19 protein-coding genes and 1 pseudogene are annotated in these 21,890 nt (G+C 43.7%); 17 read left to right on the forward strand and 3 right to left on the reverse strand.

Features of this window, described 5'->3' with window-relative positions; genetic code table 11:
- Nucleotides 1–153: 153 nt before the first annotated feature.
- On the forward strand, nucleotides 154–1,353 hold the full coding sequence (locus ABLT31_RS23825; protein ID WP_367756452.1) for an MFS transporter: 1,200 nt from the start codon (nucleotides 154–156) through the stop codon (nucleotides 1,351–1,353).
- Nucleotides 1,354–1,392: 39 nt separating this feature from the next.
- On the opposite strand, the gene ABLT31_RS23830 is transcribed toward ABLT31_RS23825, so the two are convergent.
- Entirely contained in the window at nucleotides 1,393–2,394 is a 1,002-nt protein-coding gene (locus ABLT31_RS23830; protein ID WP_367756454.1) for a LacI family DNA-binding transcriptional regulator, read from the reverse strand.
- Nucleotides 2,395–2,598: 204 nt separating this feature from the next.
- Nucleotides 2,599–3,744, reverse strand: coding sequence for a GerAB/ArcD/ProY family transporter (locus tag ABLT31_RS23835; RefSeq protein ID WP_367756456.1), 1,146 nt, complete (start codon nucleotides 3,742–3,744; stop codon nucleotides 2,599–2,601).
- Nucleotides 3,745–3,927: 183 nt separating this feature from the next.
- Here ABLT31_RS23835 and ABLT31_RS23840 point away from each other — a divergent pair, with 183 nt between their 5' ends.
- The 6 genes from ABLT31_RS23840 to ABLT31_RS23865 all read left to right on the forward strand — a co-directional run bounded on the left by ABLT31_RS23840 (nucleotide 3,928) and on the right by ABLT31_RS23865 (nucleotide 9,337).
- Nucleotides 3,928–4,170, forward strand: a complete 243-nt coding sequence (locus ABLT31_RS23840; protein WP_367756458.1) for a hypothetical protein — start codon at nucleotides 3,928–3,930, stop codon at nucleotides 4,168–4,170.
- A gap of 91 nt (nucleotides 4,171–4,261) precedes the next feature.
- Complete coding sequence (locus tag ABLT31_RS23845; RefSeq protein WP_367756460.1) at nucleotides 4,262–5,878, forward strand: spore germination protein; 1,617 nt, start codon at nucleotides 4,262–4,264, stop codon at nucleotides 5,876–5,878.
- Nucleotides 5,879–5,904: 26 nt separating this feature from the next.
- Nucleotides 5,905–7,140 (forward strand): Ger(x)C family spore germination protein, encoded by a 1,236-nt coding sequence (locus tag ABLT31_RS23850; RefSeq protein ID WP_367756462.1) that lies wholly within the window; start codon nucleotides 5,905–5,907, stop codon nucleotides 7,138–7,140.
- Nucleotides 7,137–7,325 (forward strand): hypothetical protein, encoded by a 189-nt coding sequence (locus ABLT31_RS23855; RefSeq protein ID WP_367756464.1) that lies wholly within the window; start codon nucleotides 7,137–7,139, stop codon nucleotides 7,323–7,325. Before ABLT31_RS23850 ends, ABLT31_RS23855 begins: the two co-directional genes overlap by 4 nt.
- A gap of 22 nt (nucleotides 7,326–7,347) precedes the next feature.
- Nucleotides 7,348–8,784 (forward strand): glycoside hydrolase family 1 protein, encoded by a 1,437-nt coding sequence (locus tag ABLT31_RS23860; protein WP_367756466.1) that lies wholly within the window; start codon nucleotides 7,348–7,350, stop codon nucleotides 8,782–8,784.
- 172 nt (nucleotides 8,785–8,956) lie between these two features.
- Nucleotides 8,957–9,337, forward strand: a complete 381-nt coding sequence (locus ABLT31_RS23865) for a VOC family protein (RefSeq protein WP_367756468.1) — start codon at nucleotides 8,957–8,959, stop codon at nucleotides 9,335–9,337.
- A gap of 59 nt (nucleotides 9,338–9,396) precedes the next feature.
- Here the strand turns inward: ABLT31_RS23865 and ABLT31_RS23870 are convergent, their stop codons facing one another.
- Complete coding sequence (locus ABLT31_RS23870) at nucleotides 9,397–10,353, reverse strand: 3-hydroxyacyl-CoA dehydrogenase family protein (protein WP_367756470.1); 957 nt, start codon at nucleotides 10,351–10,353, stop codon at nucleotides 9,397–9,399.
- A 115-nt stretch (nucleotides 10,354–10,468) separates the two neighbouring features.
- Between ABLT31_RS23870 and ABLT31_RS23875 the strand changes: the two genes are divergently transcribed.
- From ABLT31_RS23875 to treC, 10 genes and pseudogenes are all read left to right on the forward strand, one after another.
- Nucleotides 10,469–11,137 (forward strand): Crp/Fnr family transcriptional regulator, encoded by a 669-nt coding sequence (locus ABLT31_RS23875; RefSeq protein ID WP_367756472.1) that lies wholly within the window; start codon nucleotides 10,469–10,471, stop codon nucleotides 11,135–11,137.
- A 62-nt stretch (nucleotides 11,138–11,199) separates the two neighbouring features.
- A pseudogene (locus ABLT31_RS23880) lies at nucleotides 11,200–12,612 on the forward strand (cytochrome P450); the annotation flags it as partial.
- Between the two features lie 258 nt (nucleotides 12,613–12,870).
- On the forward strand, nucleotides 12,871–13,434 hold the full coding sequence (locus tag ABLT31_RS23885; protein ID WP_367756474.1) for a helix-turn-helix domain-containing protein: 564 nt from the start codon (nucleotides 12,871–12,873) through the stop codon (nucleotides 13,432–13,434).
- Between the two features lie 174 nt (nucleotides 13,435–13,608).
- Nucleotides 13,609–14,964 carry a hydroxymethylglutaryl-CoA reductase, degradative gene (locus ABLT31_RS23890; protein ID WP_367756476.1) on the forward strand — a complete coding sequence of 452 codons (1,356 nt, stop codon included), beginning with the start codon at nucleotides 13,609–13,611 and terminating at the stop codon, nucleotides 14,962–14,964.
- Complete coding sequence (locus ABLT31_RS23895) at nucleotides 14,954–15,424, forward strand: hypothetical protein (RefSeq protein ID WP_367756478.1); 471 nt, start codon at nucleotides 14,954–14,956, stop codon at nucleotides 15,422–15,424. Before ABLT31_RS23890 ends, ABLT31_RS23895 begins: the two co-directional genes overlap by 11 nt.
- A 3-nt stretch (nucleotides 15,425–15,427) precedes the next feature.
- Nucleotides 15,428–16,783 (forward strand): tripartite tricarboxylate transporter permease, encoded by a 1,356-nt coding sequence (locus ABLT31_RS23900; RefSeq protein ID WP_367756480.1) that lies wholly within the window; start codon nucleotides 15,428–15,430, stop codon nucleotides 16,781–16,783.
- A gap of 48 nt (nucleotides 16,784–16,831) precedes the next feature.
- Complete coding sequence (locus tag ABLT31_RS23905; RefSeq protein WP_462976530.1) at nucleotides 16,832–17,734, forward strand: hydroxymethylglutaryl-CoA lyase; 903 nt, start codon at nucleotides 16,832–16,834, stop codon at nucleotides 17,732–17,734.
- A gap of 178 nt (nucleotides 17,735–17,912) precedes the next feature.
- Nucleotides 17,913–18,623: a trehalose operon repressor gene (gene treR / locus ABLT31_RS23910; RefSeq protein WP_367756482.1), complete on the forward strand. Its 711-nt coding sequence runs from the start codon at nucleotides 17,913–17,915 to the stop codon at nucleotides 18,621–18,623.
- A 128-nt stretch (nucleotides 18,624–18,751) separates the two neighbouring features.
- On the forward strand, nucleotides 18,752–20,197 hold the full coding sequence (gene treP / locus ABLT31_RS23915) for a PTS system trehalose-specific EIIBC component (RefSeq protein ID WP_367756484.1): 1,446 nt from the start codon (nucleotides 18,752–18,754) through the stop codon (nucleotides 20,195–20,197).
- Between the two features lie 3 nt (nucleotides 20,198–20,200).
- On the forward strand, nucleotides 20,201–21,880 hold the full coding sequence (gene treC / locus ABLT31_RS23920; protein WP_367756486.1) for an alpha,alpha-phosphotrehalase: 1,680 nt from the start codon (nucleotides 20,201–20,203) through the stop codon (nucleotides 21,878–21,880).
- The last annotated feature ends 10 nt before the right edge of the window (nucleotides 21,881–21,890 follow it).

Genomic DNA, 21,890 nt, shown 5'->3' on the forward strand with positions numbered 1-21,890 from the left:
AGGAAGAAAGAGCTGATGAATCCTGCCGTTACAACCTCGATCGAATTAAAAGCGAGTTACTTCGATAGCGGATGGAATAAAGAGTTTATCAGGAAGGGTACCAGGTTGCGGCTTGGTACTCTTTTCTCATACGTAAAATGGAGCTGATTTCAATTGGGTACTTCCGCTAGAAATAGATCTATCTTTTTAGTCGTTTCCTTCATCCTTTGGTTTTCGCATTTTCTCTACGTTCCCATTTTATCCCCCTATGCTGAATCCAAGGGAGGGAGCTATACCTTTATCGGTGTGGTCTTGGGCAGCTATGGTCTTATGCAATTTTTATTTCGCCTTCCTCTCGGCATCTTCTCGGATCTTGTAAAATGTAGAAGACCGTTCATCATCTTCGGAATGCTAACGAGTGTGTCCAGCTGCTTGACCTTTGCCTTGACAGACAGTCTGGGCTGGGTGCTTGTCTCTCGCGCTCTTGCGGGTATTGCTGCAGCTACCTGGGTTGCTTTTACTGTATTATATGCCAGTTACTTTTCAGAACGGGACGTTCATCGCGCCATGGGAGATATTTCATTTATCGTCGTGTTGGCGCAATTGCTAGGCATGAGTTTAAGCGGATATCTTGTGGATGAATGGGGATGGAAAACCCCATTTTGGATGGGCGGGATGATCGCCCTAATGGGTATGGTACTTGCCTTCTTTATTTTTGAGCCTAAAGAGGGAATTATGAGGTCCCCAATACAATGGAAAGATCTCGCACCTGTTTTAAAGGATCCGTTGTTATTGAAGGTTTCATTATTATCGATTTTGGCTCATAGTATCATCTTTACAACGATGTTTGGATTCATCCCTACCTATGCCTTAGGTATTGGGCTTCAGGCCAGTGATCTGACCTTGATCGTGTTTTCATTCATGATTCCCCATGCCATTGCTACGCTTTTTATGGGCTGGGTGCTTGTTCCGATATTCGGCAAATGGAACTCTCTGGTGATAGCGTTTATACTCAGTGCATTATTTACATTAGCTACTCCGTTTGCCGATACAAGAGTCTGGCTATGTATCTTTCAAGGCTTCAATGGATTTTCCCTAGGACTGCTTTTTCCGCTGCTACTAGGGATTGCCATTGAATCGATTCCCCATGAAAAAAGAGCGACAGCGATGGGGGTTTATCAGGCGCTATATGCGGTCGGAATGTTTGTTGGACCTTTTCTTGCCGGACTGTTGAATTCAGTGCTGGGAATAGCGGCAGGATTTTATTTTGTAGGGTTGATGGGATTGCTGGCTGCCGTTTTGATTGTTTTGTGGAATAAACAAGAGCTGCCAACCATGTGGGGAATAGGGCTAAAAAAAGTCGGTAAGAATTAGTACCGACTTTTTTAAGTGGGGGACTTCTCGGCAATTAAGTTAAATACGCGTTGCAGATTGCCTAACCACCAACTGGGGCCGGAACGTTACTCGTTGCTTGATCTCTTCTTTTTTATTGATTTCATCCACAAGCAAGTCTACGGCTTTCATCCCTATTTGATCGATGGGCTGGGACACGGTCGTCAAGGCAGGATCCGTGTAGGCAGCAAACATGATATTGTCAAAACCGACTACGGATAAATCTGCAGGAACACGTAAACCCAGCTCTTTCACCGCCTGAATAACCCCAATCGCTAAAAGATCATTGCAGGCAAAAATGGCACTTGGACGGATGGATGAGTTTAGCAGAAGCTCTGTTGCCTTGGCCTTCCCATCCTCTACCGTAAAATCGCAGGTTTTCAATAACTGGTCACAAAAAAGTATGCCTGCTTCCTCTAACGCAAACTTATATCCCCTAAGTCTTTCGCTGGTGTTTACGACTTTAAAATTTTCGGTTATAATCGCAATTTTTTCATGTCCTAGCTCTACCAGATGTTTCGTTGCTAAATACCCTCCGACAAAATCATCAACTAGAACGGAGGTCACGGAAAGGGAGGGGATGTCTCTGCCGACCAGAGCGATGGGAATGTCTAATTTATTTAACTGATCCATTATGCTGTCGCTTTCCCCTGTTCCGATCATGATTCCATCTACTTTCTTTTGCTGGAGAAGAGAAATGTATTTTTGGATTCGATCATTCTCATGATACGTACTGCACAGGATAACGCTGTACCCTAATTCAATCGCTTTACTTTCAATGGCTTTTGCGAGTTGACCGTAATAAGGATTAGAGATATCAGGCAAAACCAACCCTAGTGTATACGTTTGTTTTCCCATCAAAGCAGAAGCTAAAAAATTAGGTTGATAGTTCAGCCGTTCCATGACTTCCAAAACATGCTTTTTGGTTTTCTCACCTACATGGCCCTTGTTGTTTATTAAATTGGATACCGTGGCTATGGAAACCCCTGCTTCCCTCGCTACATCATAAATGGTGACCTTCATTTTTTCCTCCGTACCCGTTAAGGCTGGAAATATACAAGCTATTATTTAAGCGCTTAACAATTTAGTAATTATAGTTTAACTTATAAAACTCATTTTTTAAACTTCTATGTGTACCTAAAAAAGGGGGATGAGAAGGGAAGGGGGACTGGCACAGTCAAATCTTTTAATCGGCACCCTTTCAAAAGCAATCGGAGTAGCGGGCGGTTACGAAGCACGTCTCTTTTCATGAAAATAGGCAATTATCAGCAATAAAGCGGGTATTACAAATTGCAAGGGAAGATGTCCATAGGTCATGAGAAATTCCAATCCTATGACATTGTGTTCCACAACATTTCTAGCCATGATCAGTCCAAGGGTGACAATAATGGTACCAAGCGGAACCAGAACAGAACGATAGCTTTGCAGTTGAAATAAGTGGGCTGTTCCAACCGCAGCGGCATATAGATATACACCTACTTTAAAAAATCCCCCCGCTACCATGAGCAGGATAACCACGGCATCGATCCGTTCAAGAAAATCCGCTACAGAAGCCATCCGAACGGTTGCCAGGAGGGGGTAATTGAGCCTGCTGTATAAAGGAGACCCAAGAACAGATATCATTCCTGCAATATTAAGGGATAATAAAATTCCACCTGAAAGAACAACAGCTCTCCCTACCGTTTTAAGCTTCCTGTTATCCTTGATCCCCGTCCAAACCATAGTAAACGCAATCAATTCCCCAAATGGAAGGGAGGTGAGAATAGGAAATGCATCCTGCCATATGCTTGATAATTCTCCTCCAAGTACAGGCGAAAGCTGTGTCGGATCGACAACTCCTGAAGCGCAAACGATGATCCAGGTGGCTAGGAATACGACCATAACAACCGGAAACACCATCTCTGCCATCCTTCCGAAAACTTCAATCCCCCCGCGGAGAGTATAAATAATGACGGCTACAAAGCTGGATATGATAACCAGAGCAGGAGTTCCTACTAAAATGGTGGAAATAATCAGTTCCGTGAAGTCCCGGCTAATCCTCGCCGCTTGGGATGTAAAATAAAGGATATATGTGATACTCAATGGAAATCCAATCAGCCTGCCAAAAATATTTTGAATGATTTCAATGAATGAATGGCCTGGATAATACCCGGATAATTTGGTGAAGACGGAAACCAAAACCAAGCCAAACCCCATGCCGACTAAGACGGCAAACCAAGCGTTCTGTTTGGCTTCTGCCCCTAAAGAGAAGATGATCGCGCTTCCAACTTCGAAAGCCAACATAACAAGAAAGAGCTGTCTTAACCCTATTTTTTCCAAATTCCTTCCCCTCTCATCTATGCTTAAAAGGGAGCAAGCGGAAACCTTAATCATTCCTCGCTCTCCAAGCATCCAACTTGTGTTTATACCTACCATTATTATCGAGGCTTTTCTTTTCTAAACGAAAGCAAATGAAGGATGTAATGGAGCTCAATGAATCTATTTCTGAGCATGAATAACATTGAATTGGAAAATGATAACAATATATAGATTCATTTCAACGCTGGAGGAGAGAGGATGAAGACTTTTCGTGGTGTAGGGTTTGCCATTGTGCTCATCTCTTTCATCGGATGGTGTTTTTACTATTATTTATCAGATTTTTCTTCAAAACTCGCGGTGAATATCCATTCTTATACCTTCACCCCCTTAGAATTGGTAATAGCAGTAATGGGAGCGGTCTACATGATCGTAACGCTCATTGTATTGGCAGGTTCCCTTATCAATACGCTATTTTTTCCTTCCTTCAGAAAAAGGAGATAAGCCTTTTATTGATGTTAACGAAACTTTTTGGGCTTGGCCATGAGAAGGCAGCGAGAAGAAACGCAAAGGCTTATGGAAAGGGGCACGCGGCATGAAAAAAGGAATACTAGGCCGGTTGAAAAGTTTAGTGACCTCTAGACGAGAGCGCAAAAATGGATTGGATCACCCCCCCAATACCAAGATAGAACGTTTGGAAAGTGAAAGGCTGAGCACGAATCTTTTGCGGAATGCAGAACAATTGAAAACGATCTTTGATCGCTCTTCCGATATTGTGTATAGGGATTTTCAATTAGGTGACCGGCAGAAAGGGATGATTGTTTTTTTGGATGGTCTCGTCAATATGAAATTGATTGACGACGATGTCATCAAGCCTTTGCTCGAATATGGGAAAAATCCCGTGTCCCCAACCCTGCTTCGCTTTGAGGAATTGGAGCATTTTCTGCGGAACCGCGTGATTTCCGCTGCCCAGGTAAGCAGCGGGGGGGATTTTCAAGAGGTGACGGATCGGGTGTTATCCGGGGACACGGCTTTGATCCTGGACGGCATAGGCCAAGCCTTATTCATTAGTGCAAAAGAATGGGAGTCCCGCTCGGTGGAAGAACCGGCAACGGAAGCTGTGATCCGCGGTCCCAGGGAGGGATTTACGGAAAGCTTGCGGACCAATACAAGTCTCATCCGCAGGAGGCTGAAGACACCTACTCTCAAAATGGAATCCATGAAGGTCGGGCGGTTATCGAAAACCGACCTCGCTATTACGTACTTGGATGGGATTGCGGATGAATCCGTGGTAGCGGAAGTCCGCGAAAGAATCGGCCGGATTGACATCGATGCCATACTCGAAAGCGGATATATCGAAGAGCTTATTGAAGACAATCCCTATTCCGTTTTTCCCCAAGTTCAGTATACGGAACGGCCGGATAAAGTGGTCGGCAATTTATTGGAAGGGAAAGTAGGGATTATCATCGATAACACCCCTTTTGCCCTGATTGTTCCGGTTACCTTTTATGAAATGCTGCAGGCGAGTGAAGATTATTATGGACGTTTTATGATGACGACGGCAATCCGTTGGATCCGCTTTTTATTTGTGGTGATTGCATTGCTGTTCCCATCTCTCTACATTGCCTTATTGACGTTTCATCAGGAAATGGTTCCGACTACCCTGTTATTCAGCATCGCAGCCTCGCGGGAAACGGTTCCCTTTCCCGCGATTGTCGAAGCCTTACTGATGGAAATTTCCTTTGAAGGATTGCGGGAAGCGGGGGTGCGCCTGCCAAGGCCGGTCGGACAGGCGGTAAGTATTGTCGGAGCTTTGGTGATCGGTCAGGCCGCCGTGGAGGCCGGCATTGTTTCCGCCCCGATGGTGATTGTTGTGTCGATCACCGGAATCGCTTCTTTTATCATGCCGAGCTTCAATCAGGCGATCACCATTCGAATGCTTCGTTTTCCCATGATGATTCTCGCTGCGATACTGGGATTATACGGAATATTATTAGGTCTCTTGTTTATTTTAAGCCATATGTGCCGCCTTCGGTCGTTCGGCAGGCCTTATCTGTCCCCTATGGCCCCTATGCATTTCGGTGACCTGAAGGATGTGCTGGTTCGGATGCCATGGTGGAATATGGTCAATCGCCCGGAAGAGGCGGCCAAAAGAAATCCGCAGCGAATGTCTCCATCATTGCGCCCCCGGTTGCCCAATCGCAGGGAGTAGGATTTTTCAGGGAAGGGTATTGGAAGATGAAAATGCGACATGTTTTTGTTCTGATCCTGCTGGTGATGCCGTTTCTTTCCGGCTGTTGGAGCCGGACGGAGATCAATGACTTGGCGGTTGTGACCGCAGTAGGAATCGATAAGGTGGAGAATGATAAAATTCGGGTAGCGCTGCAATTGGCGATTCCTCGATTGCTGGGTCCGGCTGGCCAAGGGGGCGGAGGAGGAGGCGGAGGCCAAGGCATCGGAAGCCAGGCGGTATGGATCGTTTCGGAAAAGGGAGAGACGATTATGGATGCTTATCGGAACCTCCAACAGAAACTGCCGAGAAAAATTTTCTTTTCGCACAGCAATATCATTGTCATTGGGGAACCGTTGGCTCGCAGCGGAATTTCGCCGGTATTGGATTTCTTCACCCGGTATCGTGAGGTCCGAATGCGCAATTACATTATATTGACAAGAGGGGAAGCTTTGAAGATTGTAAAATTTAGCCCCAAATTTGAAAAAATCCCCGCCGAAATCATAAGAGAAGAAGTCGAACTGCAAATTGGGCCTATGTCAAATGTCAGGGATTTTGTTGATATGCTTATGGCAGAGGGGGTGGAGCCGATGGCTTCGGAAATCGCATTGATGCCCTCGAACGTAACCGTCGGGGAAGAATCCGCCAAACGGGAATCTCCGGGTAAAGAGGAAACCAACCTTACTATCAACGGGGCAGGGATATTCAAGAAGGATCAACTCATCGGATGGATGAACGTCCACGAATCAAGAGGTGTACTTTGGCTCCGCAATGAGATCAATGCGGGTGTGATCACGGTACCGATGCCAGAGGATAAAGGAAATGGAAAGGTAAGTGTACAATTCTTTCGGACAAATACAAAAATCAAGCCGATCCTAAAGGATGACCAGTTGAAAATCCAAGTTAAAGTAAGGGCTGATGCCGATCTGTATGAGAACAGTTCGAAACTGGATTTATCGAATCCGAAAGCCATTCAAATTGTGGAGCAAACATTGGAAGAGGATATTCAAAATCGAATCCAGTCTGCACTAGATAAAGCCCAAAGAAAATTTAAATCGGACATTTTTGGATTTGGAAGGGAAGTGGAGCGAGCCTATCCGAAAGAGTGGGAAAACAAGTTTAAAGAACGGTGGGATCAGGAATTTCCAAGGCTGAAAGTGACGATCACCACTGATGTAACCGTCCTCCGTACAGGCTTGACGAACAAATCGCCGCTCTGGGAAGAAAAGGAGTTCAAAAAATGATAATGAAGGTCATTCTGATTCTAATCCTGTTCCTCCTGCTTGCTTCCTGGGATATTCCTCGGCTGATACGAAACAAAAAAAAACGTAAGGATCTCCTTGTTTACAGCTTTTTAATGATCATAGGGTTAACCTTGAGTATCCTGTTTGCCTTTCAAATTTATCTTCCCATGTGGGTGCAGGAATAAGTCAAAAATAGGAGTGAAGAGTGTGATACATAAAGAGTTAAAGTCGTTTCCGGCAAATTTCCTATGGGGATCCGCATCAGCAGCCTATCAGATAGAAGGGGCTTGGGATGAGGATGGCAAGGGACCTTCCGTCTGGGATGTGTTTACTAAAATACCCGGTAAAACATTTAAGGGATCAAATGGCGATGTAGCGGTAGATCATTACCACCGTTATAAAGAAGATATTGCTTTAATGGCGGAAATGGGTTTAAAGGCCTATCGATTTTCCGTTAGTTGGCCCAGAATCTACCCAAAAGGAAAGGGCGAAGTGAATGAGGCGGGGTTACAGTTTTATGATCATCTTATCAATGAGTTATTAGCCCATCATATTGAGCCCGTGTTAACGCTATACCATTGGGATGTTCCCTACTCTTTAATGGAGGAATACGGGGCATGGGAATCCAGGCAAATTATTGAGGACTTCAATAACTATTGCATCACGCTATATCAGCGGTTCGGGGACCGCGTGAAATACTGGGTATCCTTAAATGAACAAAACTATAACACCAATCATGGTTTTATCACAGCGATGCACCCGCCGGGGGTAAAAGACCGAAAAAGATTTTATGAAGCGAATCATATTGCTTTCTTAGCCAATGCAAAAGCGATTGAATCGTTTAGGAAGTATGTACCGAATGGGAAAATTGGACCCAGCTTTGCTTACTCCCCAGCGTATCCTCTAACCTGTGATCCAAAGGATATATTGGCTTTTGAAAATGCCGAGGAATTTACGAACAACTGGTGGCTTGATGTTTACTGTTGGGGAAAATATCCGGAAATTCCATACCAGTATCTATTGGAACAAGGACTCGCACCTACCCTACAGGAAGGTGACCTTGAATTGCTTCAAAGAGGAAGGCCAGATTTTGTAGGTGTCAATTATTATCAAACCATCACCTACGAATTTAATCCAGTTGATGGGGTGGAAGAGGGGAGATTCAATCGGACTGGAAAAAAAGGCAGCGGGGAAGAAACAGGAATACCGGGATTATATAAGACCAAGCGTAATCCAAACCTAGAAACTTCAAATTGGGATTGGGCTATTGATCCCATAGGTTTACGGGTAGGACTGCGACGCATTACCAGCAGATATCAACTCCCCGTTTTCATCACGGAAAATGGTCTTGGCGAGTTTGATGTTCTAGAGTCTAATGATGCGGTTAACGACGATTATAGGATTGAATATCTCCAATCCCATCTTGAGCAATGTAAACAAGCTATAAATGACGGTGTTGATTTGATGGGTTACTGCAGTTGGTCATTTACGGATTTACTTAGTTGGTTAAATGGTTACCAAAAACGGTATGGATTTGTCTATATCAATCGTGACGAAACTGACGAGCGAGATTTAAGACGCATCAAGAAGAAAAGTTTTTATTGGTATCAAGACGTAATTAAAACAAACGGGGATACAATTTAACTCTAGGAAGCAGTGTGCCACCGCTGCTTCTTTTTTTAACTAAAAGGCAGGATTGCTCATCCAAGACGGTGGCTAGTAAAATTCCATGACGATAATTATTTACAAAATTATGCAACAAAATAGATTGAAGAGTGGTATAATTTTGACTATATTCTAAAAAGGAGTGATTATAATGATTAATAAATTGGGTCAAGTCATGGTGTATGTAAAGAACCAAGATGAGGCAGTGGGATTTTGGACTGAAAAAGTAGGGTTTAGTGTGCTTGCTGAAGAAGATAACGGTGAAGGAATGAGATGGATTGAAATTGCTCCGACAAAGGAAGCTGAAACAAGTATTATACTCCACAATAAAGAATTTATTGCTAAAGTGGAGCCTGAATTAAATCTCGGTACACCGTCTTTACTGTTTTTCACAGATAATCTTGATACATTACATAACAACTTATCAAATAAAAATGTCACAGTCGGAGAAATTGTAACTATGCCTTCTGGTCGAGTATTCAATTTTGCGGATACTGAAGAAAACTACTTCGCAGTTATGGAAAAAAAGTGAGTGAATAATATACCAACAGTTAAAAAAGCTATGATCGATCATAGCTTTTTTAACATTTCTTATTGGGCTGGTGACAGGGTTTTCTTTTCTCTGTTCTGCAATTTTAGCAGTTCGAGAAAATCGTCATCGCGTTTACGTATTTTTTCTGCTGCTTGATTATCTTCATAAGTGTAGAATCCTTTTCCCGTTCGAATGCCGAGCTGATTATCCTCCACCATTTTTGCCAAAAAGGCAGGAGGCTCTTTTGCATCTGAAAGTTCAGGCAATAAGTTCTCCACCATATATTTCGTTGTTTGCAGGCCTGCTAAATCTTGACTTTCCATCGGTCCGCAGAAAGCCCATTTAAAGCCCATGCTTCCTTTCATAACGGTATCGATATCTTCTGCAGTAGCCACTCCCATTTCCATTAAATGAAACGCTTCACGAAGCATAGCTACTTGAATTCGGTTCACGATAAAGCCTGGAACTTCTTTTTGCAGTACGACGGGTGATCTCCCGATTTCTTTCATTAAGTCATGAGTTACTTGGATGACGTTTTCATCCGTGTGATCGACTTTAACGATTTCCACTAGCGGGACAAGCTGTGGCGGGTTAAAAAAGTGAGTAATGATAAATCTTTCCGGATTCTTTGCTCTTTGAGTTAATTCTTTTAACGGAAAGGTAGAGGTATTAGACGAAATAATCGTTTTGTCAGAGACAACGCTTTCAATGATCTCATACGTTTCCAATTTTAGCTCAAGAACTTCCGGAATCGATTCAAGAACGAAATCAGCATTTTCTAGTGCTTCATATAAATTTGTTGTATATGTGATACGAGCTAATGCCTGCTCCATATCTCTTTCAGTCAGCATTTCTTTTTCAACCATAATCTTCAGGCTGTTTGTAATGAGTTCTCTTGCTTTATCCAGTGATTCCTCGGTTCTAGCTTGAATGCGCACATTTTTTCCTGCTTGGGCAAATAATTGAGCGACACCATGCCCCATAATCCCTGCTCCAAGTACGGTCATATTCCTCATTTCAATACCCCACCATCCTCTTCGAATAGGTTCAATAGAACTTTTCTTAATAGTAGCATTTTACATCCCAAAAGATTGTAATCTACGTTACAATCTAAATAAGGAGATGGGGAATTTGAATCAAATAATTAGACTAAAAGCTGTACCAAAAGAATCCAATTTATATAGTGCCATGGAAAAAATCGGAAACCAACAACACTACCGAAAAAACGAAATCATCTATATACAAGATGATGAGGCTGATACTTTTTATTTGCTTAAATCAGGGAGGGTGCGTCTGTTTTTTACCGCCGTAAATGGGAATGAACTAACCGTCAAAATACTAGGAGCCGGTCAAATATTCGGGGATGCGTCTTATTTCAGCCACACCCCAAGAGCCACATCCGCAAGCGCGATGACCGATGTAGAACTGCTTTCGGTTGATATGCAAAGTTTGCTGCCTTACCTAACACAGCATCCCAGCTTAATTGCCGAACTTTTGAACTTAATGTCCCAAACCATTCGTCTTCTTTCCATTCAAGTTTACAGTATGGCTTTCTTGTCAGCTGATAAAAAAGTAGCGCATCTATTAGTCCAGCTCGGAACTTATTTTAAAGATAAAGAATCAGATGCAAGGTATTCGATTGATTACACCCATCAAGAATTAGCTGAACTGATTGGGATTGCCAGAGTCACAACAACAAAAGAATTAAAAAGATTTGAAGAGCACGGGTGGATTTCACTAGCCTATCGGCATATTCAAGTTTTAGACGAAACGGCTTTAAAAGAATATTTGCTATCATGAGAGCTCATCTGGTCTCCGCTTTTTGCATACCCTTACTCTGAAAATCACAAACTACGCAAAGAATGAACTGGATTAAATGGCTAAAGGGAGAGAGCGTGTTGGACTCAGTTAACCTTATTCCTAAACCTAAAACATATGGACCACTCGGCAATCTTCCTCTCATCAATTCAACGGAGCCGATCCTGTCATTAATGAAGCTTGCGGACGAGCAGGGGCCCATTTTTCGCTTAGAAAGACCGGGAGGAAGTGTGGTCGTAGTATCCGGCCATGAATATGTAAAGGAAGTTTGTGATGAATCCCGATTTGACAAAAGTATTGGCGGTGCTTTAAAAAACGTTCGAGCCTTTGCGGGAGATGGATTATTCACGGCTGAAACGCACGAGCCCAATTGGCGCAAAGCCCATAATATCCTGCTGCCGAGCTTTTCTCAGCGTGCGATGAAAGGATATCATCCTATGATGGTGGATATCGCTGTGCAGCTCATGCAAAAATGGGCAGGGGTTGGACCTGAAGGAATCGTGGAGGTACCTGAAGATATGACTAGGCTTACTTTGGATACCATCGGTTTATGTGGATTCAATTACCGATTTAACAGTTTTGATCGGGATCAGCCTCATCCCTTTATTATCAGTATGGTTCGCGCACTAAATGAAGCGATGATACAGCTTCAGCGGTTGCCGATTCAAGACAAATTGATGATCCTCACCAAACGGCAGTATAAGCAAGATATTGAGACCATGTTTTCGCTTGTGGACAAGATCATTTCGAAGCGGAAAGAAAGTACAGATTCCGATGCGGAAGATCTCCTCTCCCATATGCTGGGCAATAAGGATCCAGAAACAGGGGAGGTTCTTGACGATGAAAATATTCGATTTCAAATCATTACCTTTTTAATTGCGGGGCATGAGACAACCAGCGGGCTGCTTTCTTTTGCCATCTATTTTTTATTGAAAAACAGGGACAAGCTCAAAAAAGCTTATGATGAGGTTGACCGGGTTTTACTGGATCCGACGCCAACCTATAATCAAGTGGTTGAACTCAAGTATATTCGCATGGTACTTAATGAAGCTTTGCGATTGTGGCCCACGGCGCCGGCTTTCTCGCTTTATGCAAAAGAGGATACGCTCCTTGGAGAAAAGTATTCTATTAAAAAGGGACAACGAGTTATGGTCTTGCTCCCTCAGCTGCACAGAGATACCCAGGTGTGGGGGGAGGATGTAGAAGAATTCCGGCCCGAACGGTTTGAAGACCGGAGAAAGGTTCCGCATCATGCCTATAAACCGTTTGGGCACGGAAAGCGTTCATGCATTGGGCAACAATTCGCTCTCCATGAAGCAACACTTGTATTAGGGATGGTACTCAAATACTTCGACTTGATTGATCACACTGACTACCAGTTAATAATTAAGCAGACATTAACTTTAAAACCAGATGGTTTAATGATCAAGGTGAGACCTCGAAATGATGTGTCTAGCCTTATCGATTGGGCCAATCCCAACTTAAAACCGCATTAACCTTTATATGGCAAAAGTTAACAATGAAAGTTATTCGCGCCGGATGTTCCTTTTCAGCCTACAGGAATCCGGCTTTTTGTCAATGGAAAGTATGATCTTTCCATGTGCTTTTTCAGCATTGCCAATCTCGGATTGTTATATGTGTTTGTGGAGTAATATTCAACATTGTTGAATTGATTCACTAACCAATAGTATAATTAAACAATAAAAAGGAAGAAGGTGTTTGCTATCGATATAAAGAAAATTGGAAAGCGAATAAAAGAGGCCAGACTAAACAAAGGGTTGACACAACAGGAATTAGCCGATAAATGTGGGTTTACGAAAAGTCTTCTTTCAAAGATTGAGAACGGTCAAACGGGTTCTGCTGTCGCCACCTTATCTAAAATCGCGAACAATCTAGGAACGCCCCTGTCATGGTTTTTAGAAGAGGATAACCAGCAGGACTTGGTTTTATCGCTTGGTAAAAGTCGAACTACCAAAGTGGGAAGCAAGGAAATGGGATATCTATACGAAAGGCTTGCCAATCGTGCACAATTCAGCAAAATCGAGCCTGTCGTGGTTACGGTTCCCCCGGATTCTGAAATCACAGCCCCGTTTACGCATTCTGAAGATGAGTTTATCTATATATTGTCCGGTGCCATCTACCTAAGCTATGAAGGTGATTCATACCTTTTGCAAGAAGGGGACAGCGCTTACTTTAATGGTTCCAAACCCCATGCTTTTTTGCCATGTACCGATCAAGAAGCTAAAGTATTAACCGTATTCGTTCAAACCTCAGATTGATTAAAAAACCGTATCTAGCAAAATAGGTACGGTTTATATCCCTCCATTTGGAATTTCCCCTACACTATTTGAAATGAGAAACAAGTTTGAATTTTTCTGTTTACATCCCCCATGGAAATATAGTATAATTCTATTCAACAAGGTTGAATTAAAGGAAACAAAAGCGAGGGGTGGTTGATTACTGAAAGCGTTTCAAGATATTTAAAACTTGGTAAAGCGAAAAAATTTATCACAAAAAGGAGTAACATCATGACATCCAGTCGAATTTCAGGATTTTACCGTCTGTCTTTAGAGGAACGTCTTAACTTGGTCGCCAAAGAAAGGAATTTGAGTGAAGAGGAAAAACAGTTGATCGTGGGCTCAACGCCTTTCCCTACTAAAATTTCAAACGCAATGATCGAGAATAATATTGGTTTTATGCCCATCCCTTTGGGAGTCTCTACCAATTTTAAAGTGAATGGGAAAGATCGACTAATCCCTATGGCAACGGAAGAAGCTTCCGTAGTTGCTGCCGCTAGCAATATGGCAAGAACGGCTTATAACTTGGGAGGTTTTTTCACTTCGCAAAGCGGCTCTATTATGCGCGGTCAGATTCAGGTTGTAGATATTGCGGATCCTTATGCCGCGATGGCTCGCGTTTATGAGAATAAATCGGCCATTCTTGAATTATGCAATGCAAAGGATCCTACCCTTGTTTCATTAGGCGGCGGTGCCATAGACATTGAAGTGAATGTTCTAAAAACAACCAACCAGTCCATGCTGATCATCCATCTTTTGGTAGACACAAGAGATGCCATGGGAGCCAATGCCGTGAATACAATGGCGGAAGCGGTTGCGCCGTTAGTGGAGAAGATCACTTCCGGACGTGTCGTTTTAAGAATTATTTCTAACTTGGCAGACCGCAGACTGGTTCGTGCCCGAGCTGTTTTTTCCGCCGATGACTTGGGAGGGCTGGAAGTGGTTAAAGATATTATCAATGCTTATGAATTTGCTGATTTTGATCCTTACCGTGCAGCCACGCATAACAAAGGAATCATGAATGGAATCTCAGCAGTGGTATTGGCAACAGGAAATGATACGCGAGCTGTGGAGGCAGGGGCTCACGCATATGCTTCGGTTACAGGCCGATATCGTTCATTAACGAAATGGGAAATAAATAATCAAGGAAATCTTGTAGGATCGATTGAACTTCCCATGGCCGTAGGGATTATTGGCGGGGCAACCAAATCCCATCCCACTGCCCGTGCGGCTTTAAAAATCATGGATATTCAGACGGCGGAAGAACTAGCGGGGTGTATAGCTGCCGTTGGTCTGTCGCAAAATTTAGGTGCATTGCGTGCCTTGGCTGCAGAAGGCATTCAAAAAGGCCATATGGCATTGCATGCACGGAATCTGGCCATGATGGCGGGTGCAAATGAAAGCGATATCGACAAAATTGTGGAACAAGCCATTCGTGAAAAGGATGTTCGCTATGACCGCATTTTAGAGATCACGAAACAAGTAGAAATGGGGGTTGCTAATGCCAACTAAAGCCGCTGTTTCGGAGAATCGCCTGGATTCTCCGAAACAAACCTATCCAGAGAGAGTTGATGAAGTAAAAGACGAAGAATATCTTGAAATATTAGGCGATACAGTCTTGCCGGCTAATATTCTCTACTCCGTATTAATTAGTCTTTTCTTTAGCTTAGGCGGATTCTTTATCGGGAAAAGAGTATTCCCTTTGATTTCATCAGAAAAAATGATTAATTCTTATTCTTTGCTGTTGGGGATCGCAGGAAGCGTGCTAGCTCTTGTTATATGCTCCCGCTTATTTAAACCGAATCGGATTTTAAATGAATCCGAAGGGACGTCCGAAGGAATTCTTGAGGCCTATCGGGATTTGCAATTAGATGCTCAGGAAGAGATGGAAAATATCATCAATGATCCTGTAACCCGAAAGGAAATGGAAGAGCTGGGGATACTGAAAAATTTCGTAAAGGAGGTTAAATGATCCATGAGCGTTCTCGTCATTTCCATTTTGCTGGCGATTGCTGGCGCTGTTATTTTTACCTTGATAGGTTTGGTTTCGGGAACAGATGAAACCGCCATCATGGTGCCGATCCTATTGATTGTGATTTTGTTAGGCGCGCCGCCTGCCGCTGTTTTTGCCTTCTTTATGGCTGCCGTTTTATCCAAGCATTTAACGCATGCGATACCCACCGCTTTAATGGGGGTACCGGGGGATACGATGGCTGTGCCATTAATCGATCATGCCTCTGCGTTGCGAAGATTAGGCGTACCTCACATCGCTTTGAGAAAAATGGTTGCGGGGGGAATTATCGGAGCCTTTATCGCTCTTCCCACTGCCGTTTTATTCGGCCAATTCCTTGGGCAATTTGCTGACTTTTTTAAAGCTTCATCAGGCATCATTTTTACCTTTGCTGCCGTATTGATCGCCTATTTTTCAAAAGGAAAATGGGTCAGTGTCCTCATGATTATTCCTTTTGCCTTCTTTATCAAGAGCTTAGATACATTCAGCTTTAGTGTTCTTGATAAGCATCTGAGCATTAGCTTCTTTTTAGGGATCGCGATTGGTCCGATGTTTACGGATTTACTCATTTCGTTATCCTCCAGCGCACGAAAAAGCGTCTTGAGATCCAAACCAAAGGAATACCATTTAGCACCTGAAGTCAAATCCTGGTCCGGATATTTTCCCAATCCTTTCCGCGTTCTAACCGGCAGACAAGCCTTGTTCGCTTCTGGGTCATCCTTTGTATCTTCCTTGACCTTTGCCTTCAGTCCGGTGGGGATGACTTCCTTAATGGGGGAGATCGTTGGATCCAGAACCAAAGGAGTCTACAAAAAATCAACGACAAGCCTTACGGTTATGAACGGCGTGACGGAATCAACCTATATTGCGGAGGCTATTATCCCATTATTGGCATTTGGGATTCCCTTAAGTCCAGTTGCTTTAGGGCCGGCTTCGCCATTATTTAATGCTCCCCCTGTATTTAGCAGCGAACCAGTGAACAACCTTCATAATATGTTAACGCCTTGGGACTTCTTCTTCTATGGAGCAATAGGATTATTGATCGCTACTTTAATTGCTTACCCATTCTCCATGAACTATGCGCGTAAAGCAACGGTTTTTGTCATGAAGAATATAAGCCAAGAAGCGATTGTGGGGATGTTCATTGGATTGGTTTGTCTGCTCGCTTTTTATGAGGCGCAGCTCGTGGGAATTATGCTGACCTTTATTATGGCAGCAGTAGGCGGATTGTTAAATCGAGTTCTGGGTATGGGTTCCGGAGTCCAGTTTATGGTTTTCTACGGTTCTGCCTTTATGATGGCAAAGCTGTTGGGGCTTTAGTCCAGCCCCTTTTTCAAGAGATAGGAGTTTGAGGGAGGGATTTTGGAAGTGAATGTTTTGCTTAAGGGAAACGCCAAAATTAATGAAGTGGGACCACGCGACGGTCTGCAAAACGAATCCTTTTTCGTTCCTACGGAAGATAAGATTGCCTGGATTAATCAGCTTTCTCATACCGGGATGAAATATATTGAAATTACGTCCTTCGTCAATCCGAAATGGATACCTGCACTCGCCGATGCAGGAGAGGTGGCAAAACGCATTGAACGTGTACCTGGGGTGGTGTATGCCGCGCTTGTTCCCAATCCGAAAGGATTAGAACGAGCCCTTGAAGCCCATGTCGACGAAGTATCCATTTTTATGTCCGCAAGTGATACCCATAATCAGAAGAATATTAACAAGTCTATTAACCAGACCTTTTCGGTTTTAAGAGAAGTGGCCGAAGAATCGCTGGCGGCGGGAAAAACGGTTCGCGGATACCTATCAACCGTTTTTGGCTGTCCCTATAAAGGATCTGTCCGAGTGGAAGAAGTCATTAGCGTTTCGGAGGCTTTGTTTGATATGGGCATCAGAGAATTATCTCTTGGTGATACGATCGGGGTGGCCAATCCGAGGCAGGTTCAGGAAGTACTGGAAGTCCTGCTTAAACGGTTCCCTGCCGACCGTTTGGCGATGCATTTTCATGATACCCGCGGTACGGCCATGGCTAATGTTCTGGCGTCCCTAGACATGGGAATCACGACATTCGATAGCTCGATTGGGGGACTAGGGGGTTGCCCTTATGCTCCTGGGGCATCCGGAAATCTAGCTACGGATGATTTGCTTTATATGCTCCATGGCATGGGGATACAGACGGGGATTGATTATGATCAATTACTTGGTACGGCCCGATTTATTCAAGAAAAGATGGGGAGGAAATTACCTAGTCATAGTTTACTGGCTCTAGGCGGTTAATTAAGTGAACTCCTGAAAGGATGCTGCCTCTCGGCTTCCGAGTTAAAGATGAAAGGCGAATAAATTCAAAAGGGTGATCCATGGAGATTCGCCCTTTTTTTATTTCTTTTTATTTCTTATTATATAATGAAGCAAAGCTAATGAAATTAACGATAATGCCCCCTGCATGGAGGAATGAATGAGAACAAGATATACGGACATTTATGAGGACTTAAAAAATCGGATCATAATGGGTACATACCAAGTAGGCGACAAGCTTCCGTCGGAAAACGAACTTTGTAAAATTTATAATAGCAGCAGAGGCACGATTCGCAAGGCTCTAGATTTATTGGCTGAAGAAGGGTTGGTCAATAGTATGCATGGCAAAGGCGTGTTTGTTCTTAATAACGACCTGATCACCTTTTCGGTTGGCCGGCTGGTGAGTTTTAAAGAGGCGAGCGAGAGCAGTGGCCAAAAATTTTCTACTACGGTCGCACACTTTACGGTAGTCGAAATTGATGAGGCCTTATCCCAAAAAACAAACTTACCTGTGGGAAAACATGCGTACCATATGTACCGCATTCGCCACCTGAATGGTGAACGGGTAATACTCGATGTCAACTACTTTTTAACAGACGTTGTGGTTGGCTTGACTGAAGAAATTGCCGAGAATTCCGTTTATGAATACATTGAAGAGCAATTAAATGCCAAAGTAGGATTCGCTAATCGCGTGATCCATGTTGAGCTGGCTACAGCCAAGGATAAGGAGCATTTGGATTTGAAATATTATGATGTGGTCGCTGTGGTGAAAAATTTGGTTCATCTGCATGACGGTACACCGTTTGAATATACGGAATCCCGACATAGGCCGGACCGATTTGAGTTTTCCGATTTCTCCCGCAGAAGATAATAGTGGAGAGGATCTCTTTTGTTGAGGTCCTCTTTTTTCAACTTGTATAAACAAGTGTTGACGAACTTGTTTATACAAGTTAGAATGAAAGGGTAAATAACGAAACCGCTTTCTTGGGAGGGAAGAAAATGGACGTAACGAAGCCTATGGTACGCGATCTTGTAGAAGCTCTTGGCGGCAAAGATAATATTGCTGCTGCAACCCACTGCGTTACTAGGTTGAGACTTGCTTTACATGATGAAGGGAAAGCGGATAAATCCGCGTTGGAACAAATGGAGGTCGTAAAAGGGATTTTCTCCGCTAACGGCCAATTTCAAGTCGTCATCGGTCCGGGTCTCGTGAATAAAGTGTACGCTTTATTTTTAGAAGAGACCGGCTTGCAGCAGGCAACGAAGGAAGATATCAAAACATCGGCGGAACAAAAGTTAAATCCGCTGCAGCGTGCCGTAAAAATATTGGGCGATATTTTTATACCCATTTTACCGGCTATAGTGACCGCCGGTTTGCTGATGGGTATCAATAATATTATGACCGGCAAGGGAATCTTTTTTGATGATAAAGCCCTGATTGATGTTTATACACAATGGAAAGACTTTGCAGATATTATCAATTTGATCGCTAATACATCTTTTGTGTTCTTGCCTGGCTTAATCGGATGGTCAGCCGTCAAGCGGTTCGGCGGAAGCGAGCTGCTCGGTATTGTCCTTGGCTTAATGCTAATCCATCCGGCGCTGCTCAATGCCTGGAGTTATGGTGAGGCTGTCGCGAAGGGAACCGTGCCTTACTGGAATTTGTTTGGTATGGAAATAGCAAAGATCGGATATCAGGGGCAAGTATTGCCGGTGTTATTATCCTCGTATGTTTTAGCTCGAGTGGAATTGTTCTTGAATAAGCGAGTTCCGGATGCCTTCAAGCTGCTCATCGTAGCACCCATCACATTACTAATAACGGGATTTTTATCTTTTATGCTAATCGGACCGCTGACCTTTTCCACCGGTAATGCGATTACCACAGGGTTAGTTTCCGTGTTTGAGCATTTTGCTCTCATTGGCGGGTTAGTCTACGGGGCATTGTATGCCTTGCTTGTTGTGACGGGAATGCACCATACGTTCCTAGCGGTAGATATCCAGCTAATTGCAAATACGGGCTTCACTTTCTTATGGCCGATTCTGGCTTTGTCCAACATCGCTCAAGGTTCATCCGCTTTAGCTATGATGTTTGTATCGAAAGATGAAAAGCTGAAAGGCATGTCCATTACATCCGCCATTTCCGCTTATCTGGGAATCACCGAACCTGCCATGTTTGGGATCAATATTCGCTATCGATATCCGTTTATTTCCGCGATGATCGGCTCCGCCATTGGAGCGGCGTGGATTACGATCAACCAAGTCCAGGCTTCTTCGATCGGGGTTGGGGGTCTGCCCGGATTCCTATCGATCCTGCCGCAAAAGTGGGGAGTATTCTTTATAGGGATGACAATTGCGATTCTGGTTCCTTTCGTTCTGACACTCCTTTGGGGGAAAGGACGAGGGAAGATTGGACGATCAAAGAGTGAAGAGAAAAAGGTGGCATAAAAAATGAAACAACCATGGTGGAAGAAATCAGTCGTTTATCAAATTTATCCCAAAAGCTTCAAGGATTCGACGGGAAATGGAACAGGGGATCTCCAAGGAATCATCGACAAATTGGATTACTTGAAGACGCTGGGGGTAGATGTCATCTGGCTCACTCCCATCTATGTCTCTCCGCAAAGGGACAATGGCTACGATATCAGTGATTATTACCGTATCTTCCCTGAATATGGGACGATGGAAACGTTCGAAAAGCTGCTGGAAGAAGCGCATGGCAAGGGCATGAAAATCATTATGGATATCGTGGTGAACCATACGTCCACGGATCATGAATGGTTTCGGGAAGCATCTCAGTCCAAAGATTCTCCTTACCGGAACTTCTACATCTGGAAGGACCCGGTGGATGGCGCCGAACCCAACAACTGGCGGTCGAAGTTCGGCGGCAATGCTTGGCAGTATGACGAGCAAACTGGGCAATACTATCTCCATTTGTTTGATGTGACGCAAGCGGACTTGAATTGGGAGAACACTGAACTGCGTGACCGAATCTATGAGATGATGAATTTTTGGCTTGCCAAAGGCGTGGACGGATTCCGGTTAGACGTCATTAATCTGATCTCAAAGGATCAGCGCTTTCCGAACGATTCACTCGATACGCCAACGGATGACGGCCGGAAATTTTATACCGACGGGCCGCGCGTTCATGAGTTCCTGAAGGAAATGAATGAGAAGGTGTTTTCCCGCAATCCGGATTTTCTTACTGTTGGAGAAATGTCTTCAACCACGATTGAAAACTGTGTGAAGTATTCTAATCGGGAAGAACAAGAGCTGAGCATGACATTCAGCTTTCATCATCTGAAAGTGGACTATCCGAACGGGGAAAAATGGGCGGCAGCCGATTTTGATTTTATGCGGTTAAAGAAAATCATGAGTGATTGGCAATACGGGATGCAAGCGGGGGGAGGCTGGAACGCGCTGTTCTGGTGCAATCACGATCAACCCCGAGCAGTGTCGCGTTTCGGCAACGACCGTGAATACCATCGCGAATCGGCAAAAATGCTGGCTACTGCGCTCCATATGCTCCAGGGTACGCCCTACATTTATCAGGGTGAAGAAATCGGCATGACGAATCCCCATTTTGACAGCATTACCGATTATCGTGACGTTGAATCCATTAATGCTTATGAAATCCTAAAGGCTACGGGAAAGTCCGAGCACGAGATCATGGCCGTTCTCAAGCAAAAGTCGCGCGATAATTCCCGGACGCCAATGCAATGGAATAGCAAAAGGAATGCGGGCTTTACGGACGGAACTCCGTGGATCCGCGTTGCTCCCAACTACGATGAAATCAATGCAGAGCAAGCTTTACAGGATATTGATTCGGTTTTCTATCATTACCAAAAGCTTATCCAATTGCGAAAAGAATACGACATTATTGCTTATGGAGATTTTGAATTCATTTTAGAAGACGATCCCATGATTTTTGCTTATCTTCGCCGATTTAAGAATGAAACGCTTCTAGTTATCAATAATTTCTACGGTAGGAAGACATCATTTGCATTGCCAGGGAATGTCCATCTGCATGGGGAATCCCGTATCTTGATTTCCAATTATACCGGCACGGAAAATAATATCCATCAATTAACCTTGCGCCCTTATGAATCCGTAGCTTTTTATGTTAAATAGAAAATGAATG

The organism is Ammoniphilus soli, from assembly GCF_040813775.1.

Excerpts from the sequence above, each read along its gene's own strand:
- ABLT31_RS23830 (WP_367756454.1), bottom strand. The coding sequence starts at position 2,394 with ATGAAGGTCACCATTTATGATGTAGCGAGGGAAGCAGGGGTTTCCATA.
- ABLT31_RS23835 (WP_367756456.1), bottom strand. The coding sequence starts at position 3,744 with ATGATTAAGGTTTCCGCTTGCTCCCTTTTAAGCATAGATGAGAGGGGA.
- ABLT31_RS23840 (WP_367756458.1), top strand. The coding sequence starts at position 3,928 with ATGAAGACTTTTCGTGGTGTAGGGTTTGCCATTGTGCTCATCTCTTTC.
- ABLT31_RS23845 (WP_367756460.1), top strand. The coding sequence starts at position 4,262 with ATGAAAAAAGGAATACTAGGCCGGTTGAAAAGTTTAGTGACCTCTAGA.
- ABLT31_RS23850 (WP_367756462.1), top strand. The coding sequence starts at position 5,905 with ATGAAAATGCGACATGTTTTTGTTCTGATCCTGCTGGTGATGCCGTTT.
- ABLT31_RS23855 (WP_367756464.1), top strand. The coding sequence starts at position 7,137 with ATGATAATGAAGGTCATTCTGATTCTAATCCTGTTCCTCCTGCTTGCT.
- ABLT31_RS23865 (WP_367756468.1), top strand. The coding sequence starts at position 8,957 with ATGATTAATAAATTGGGTCAAGTCATGGTGTATGTAAAGAACCAAGAT.
- ABLT31_RS23870 (WP_367756470.1), bottom strand. The coding sequence starts at position 10,353 with ATGAGGAATATGACCGTACTTGGAGCAGGGATTATGGGGCATGGTGTC.
- ABLT31_RS23895 (WP_367756478.1), top strand. The coding sequence starts at position 14,954 with ATGCCAACTAAAGCCGCTGTTTCGGAGAATCGCCTGGATTCTCCGAAA.
- ABLT31_RS23900 (WP_367756480.1), top strand. The coding sequence starts at position 15,428 with ATGAGCGTTCTCGTCATTTCCATTTTGCTGGCGATTGCTGGCGCTGTT.
- treR (WP_367756482.1), top strand. The coding sequence starts at position 17,913 with ATGAGAACAAGATATACGGACATTTATGAGGACTTAAAAAATCGGATC.
- treP (WP_367756484.1), top strand. The coding sequence starts at position 18,752 with ATGGACGTAACGAAGCCTATGGTACGCGATCTTGTAGAAGCTCTTGGC.
- treC (WP_367756486.1), top strand. The coding sequence starts at position 20,201 with ATGAAACAACCATGGTGGAAGAAATCAGTCGTTTATCAAATTTATCCC.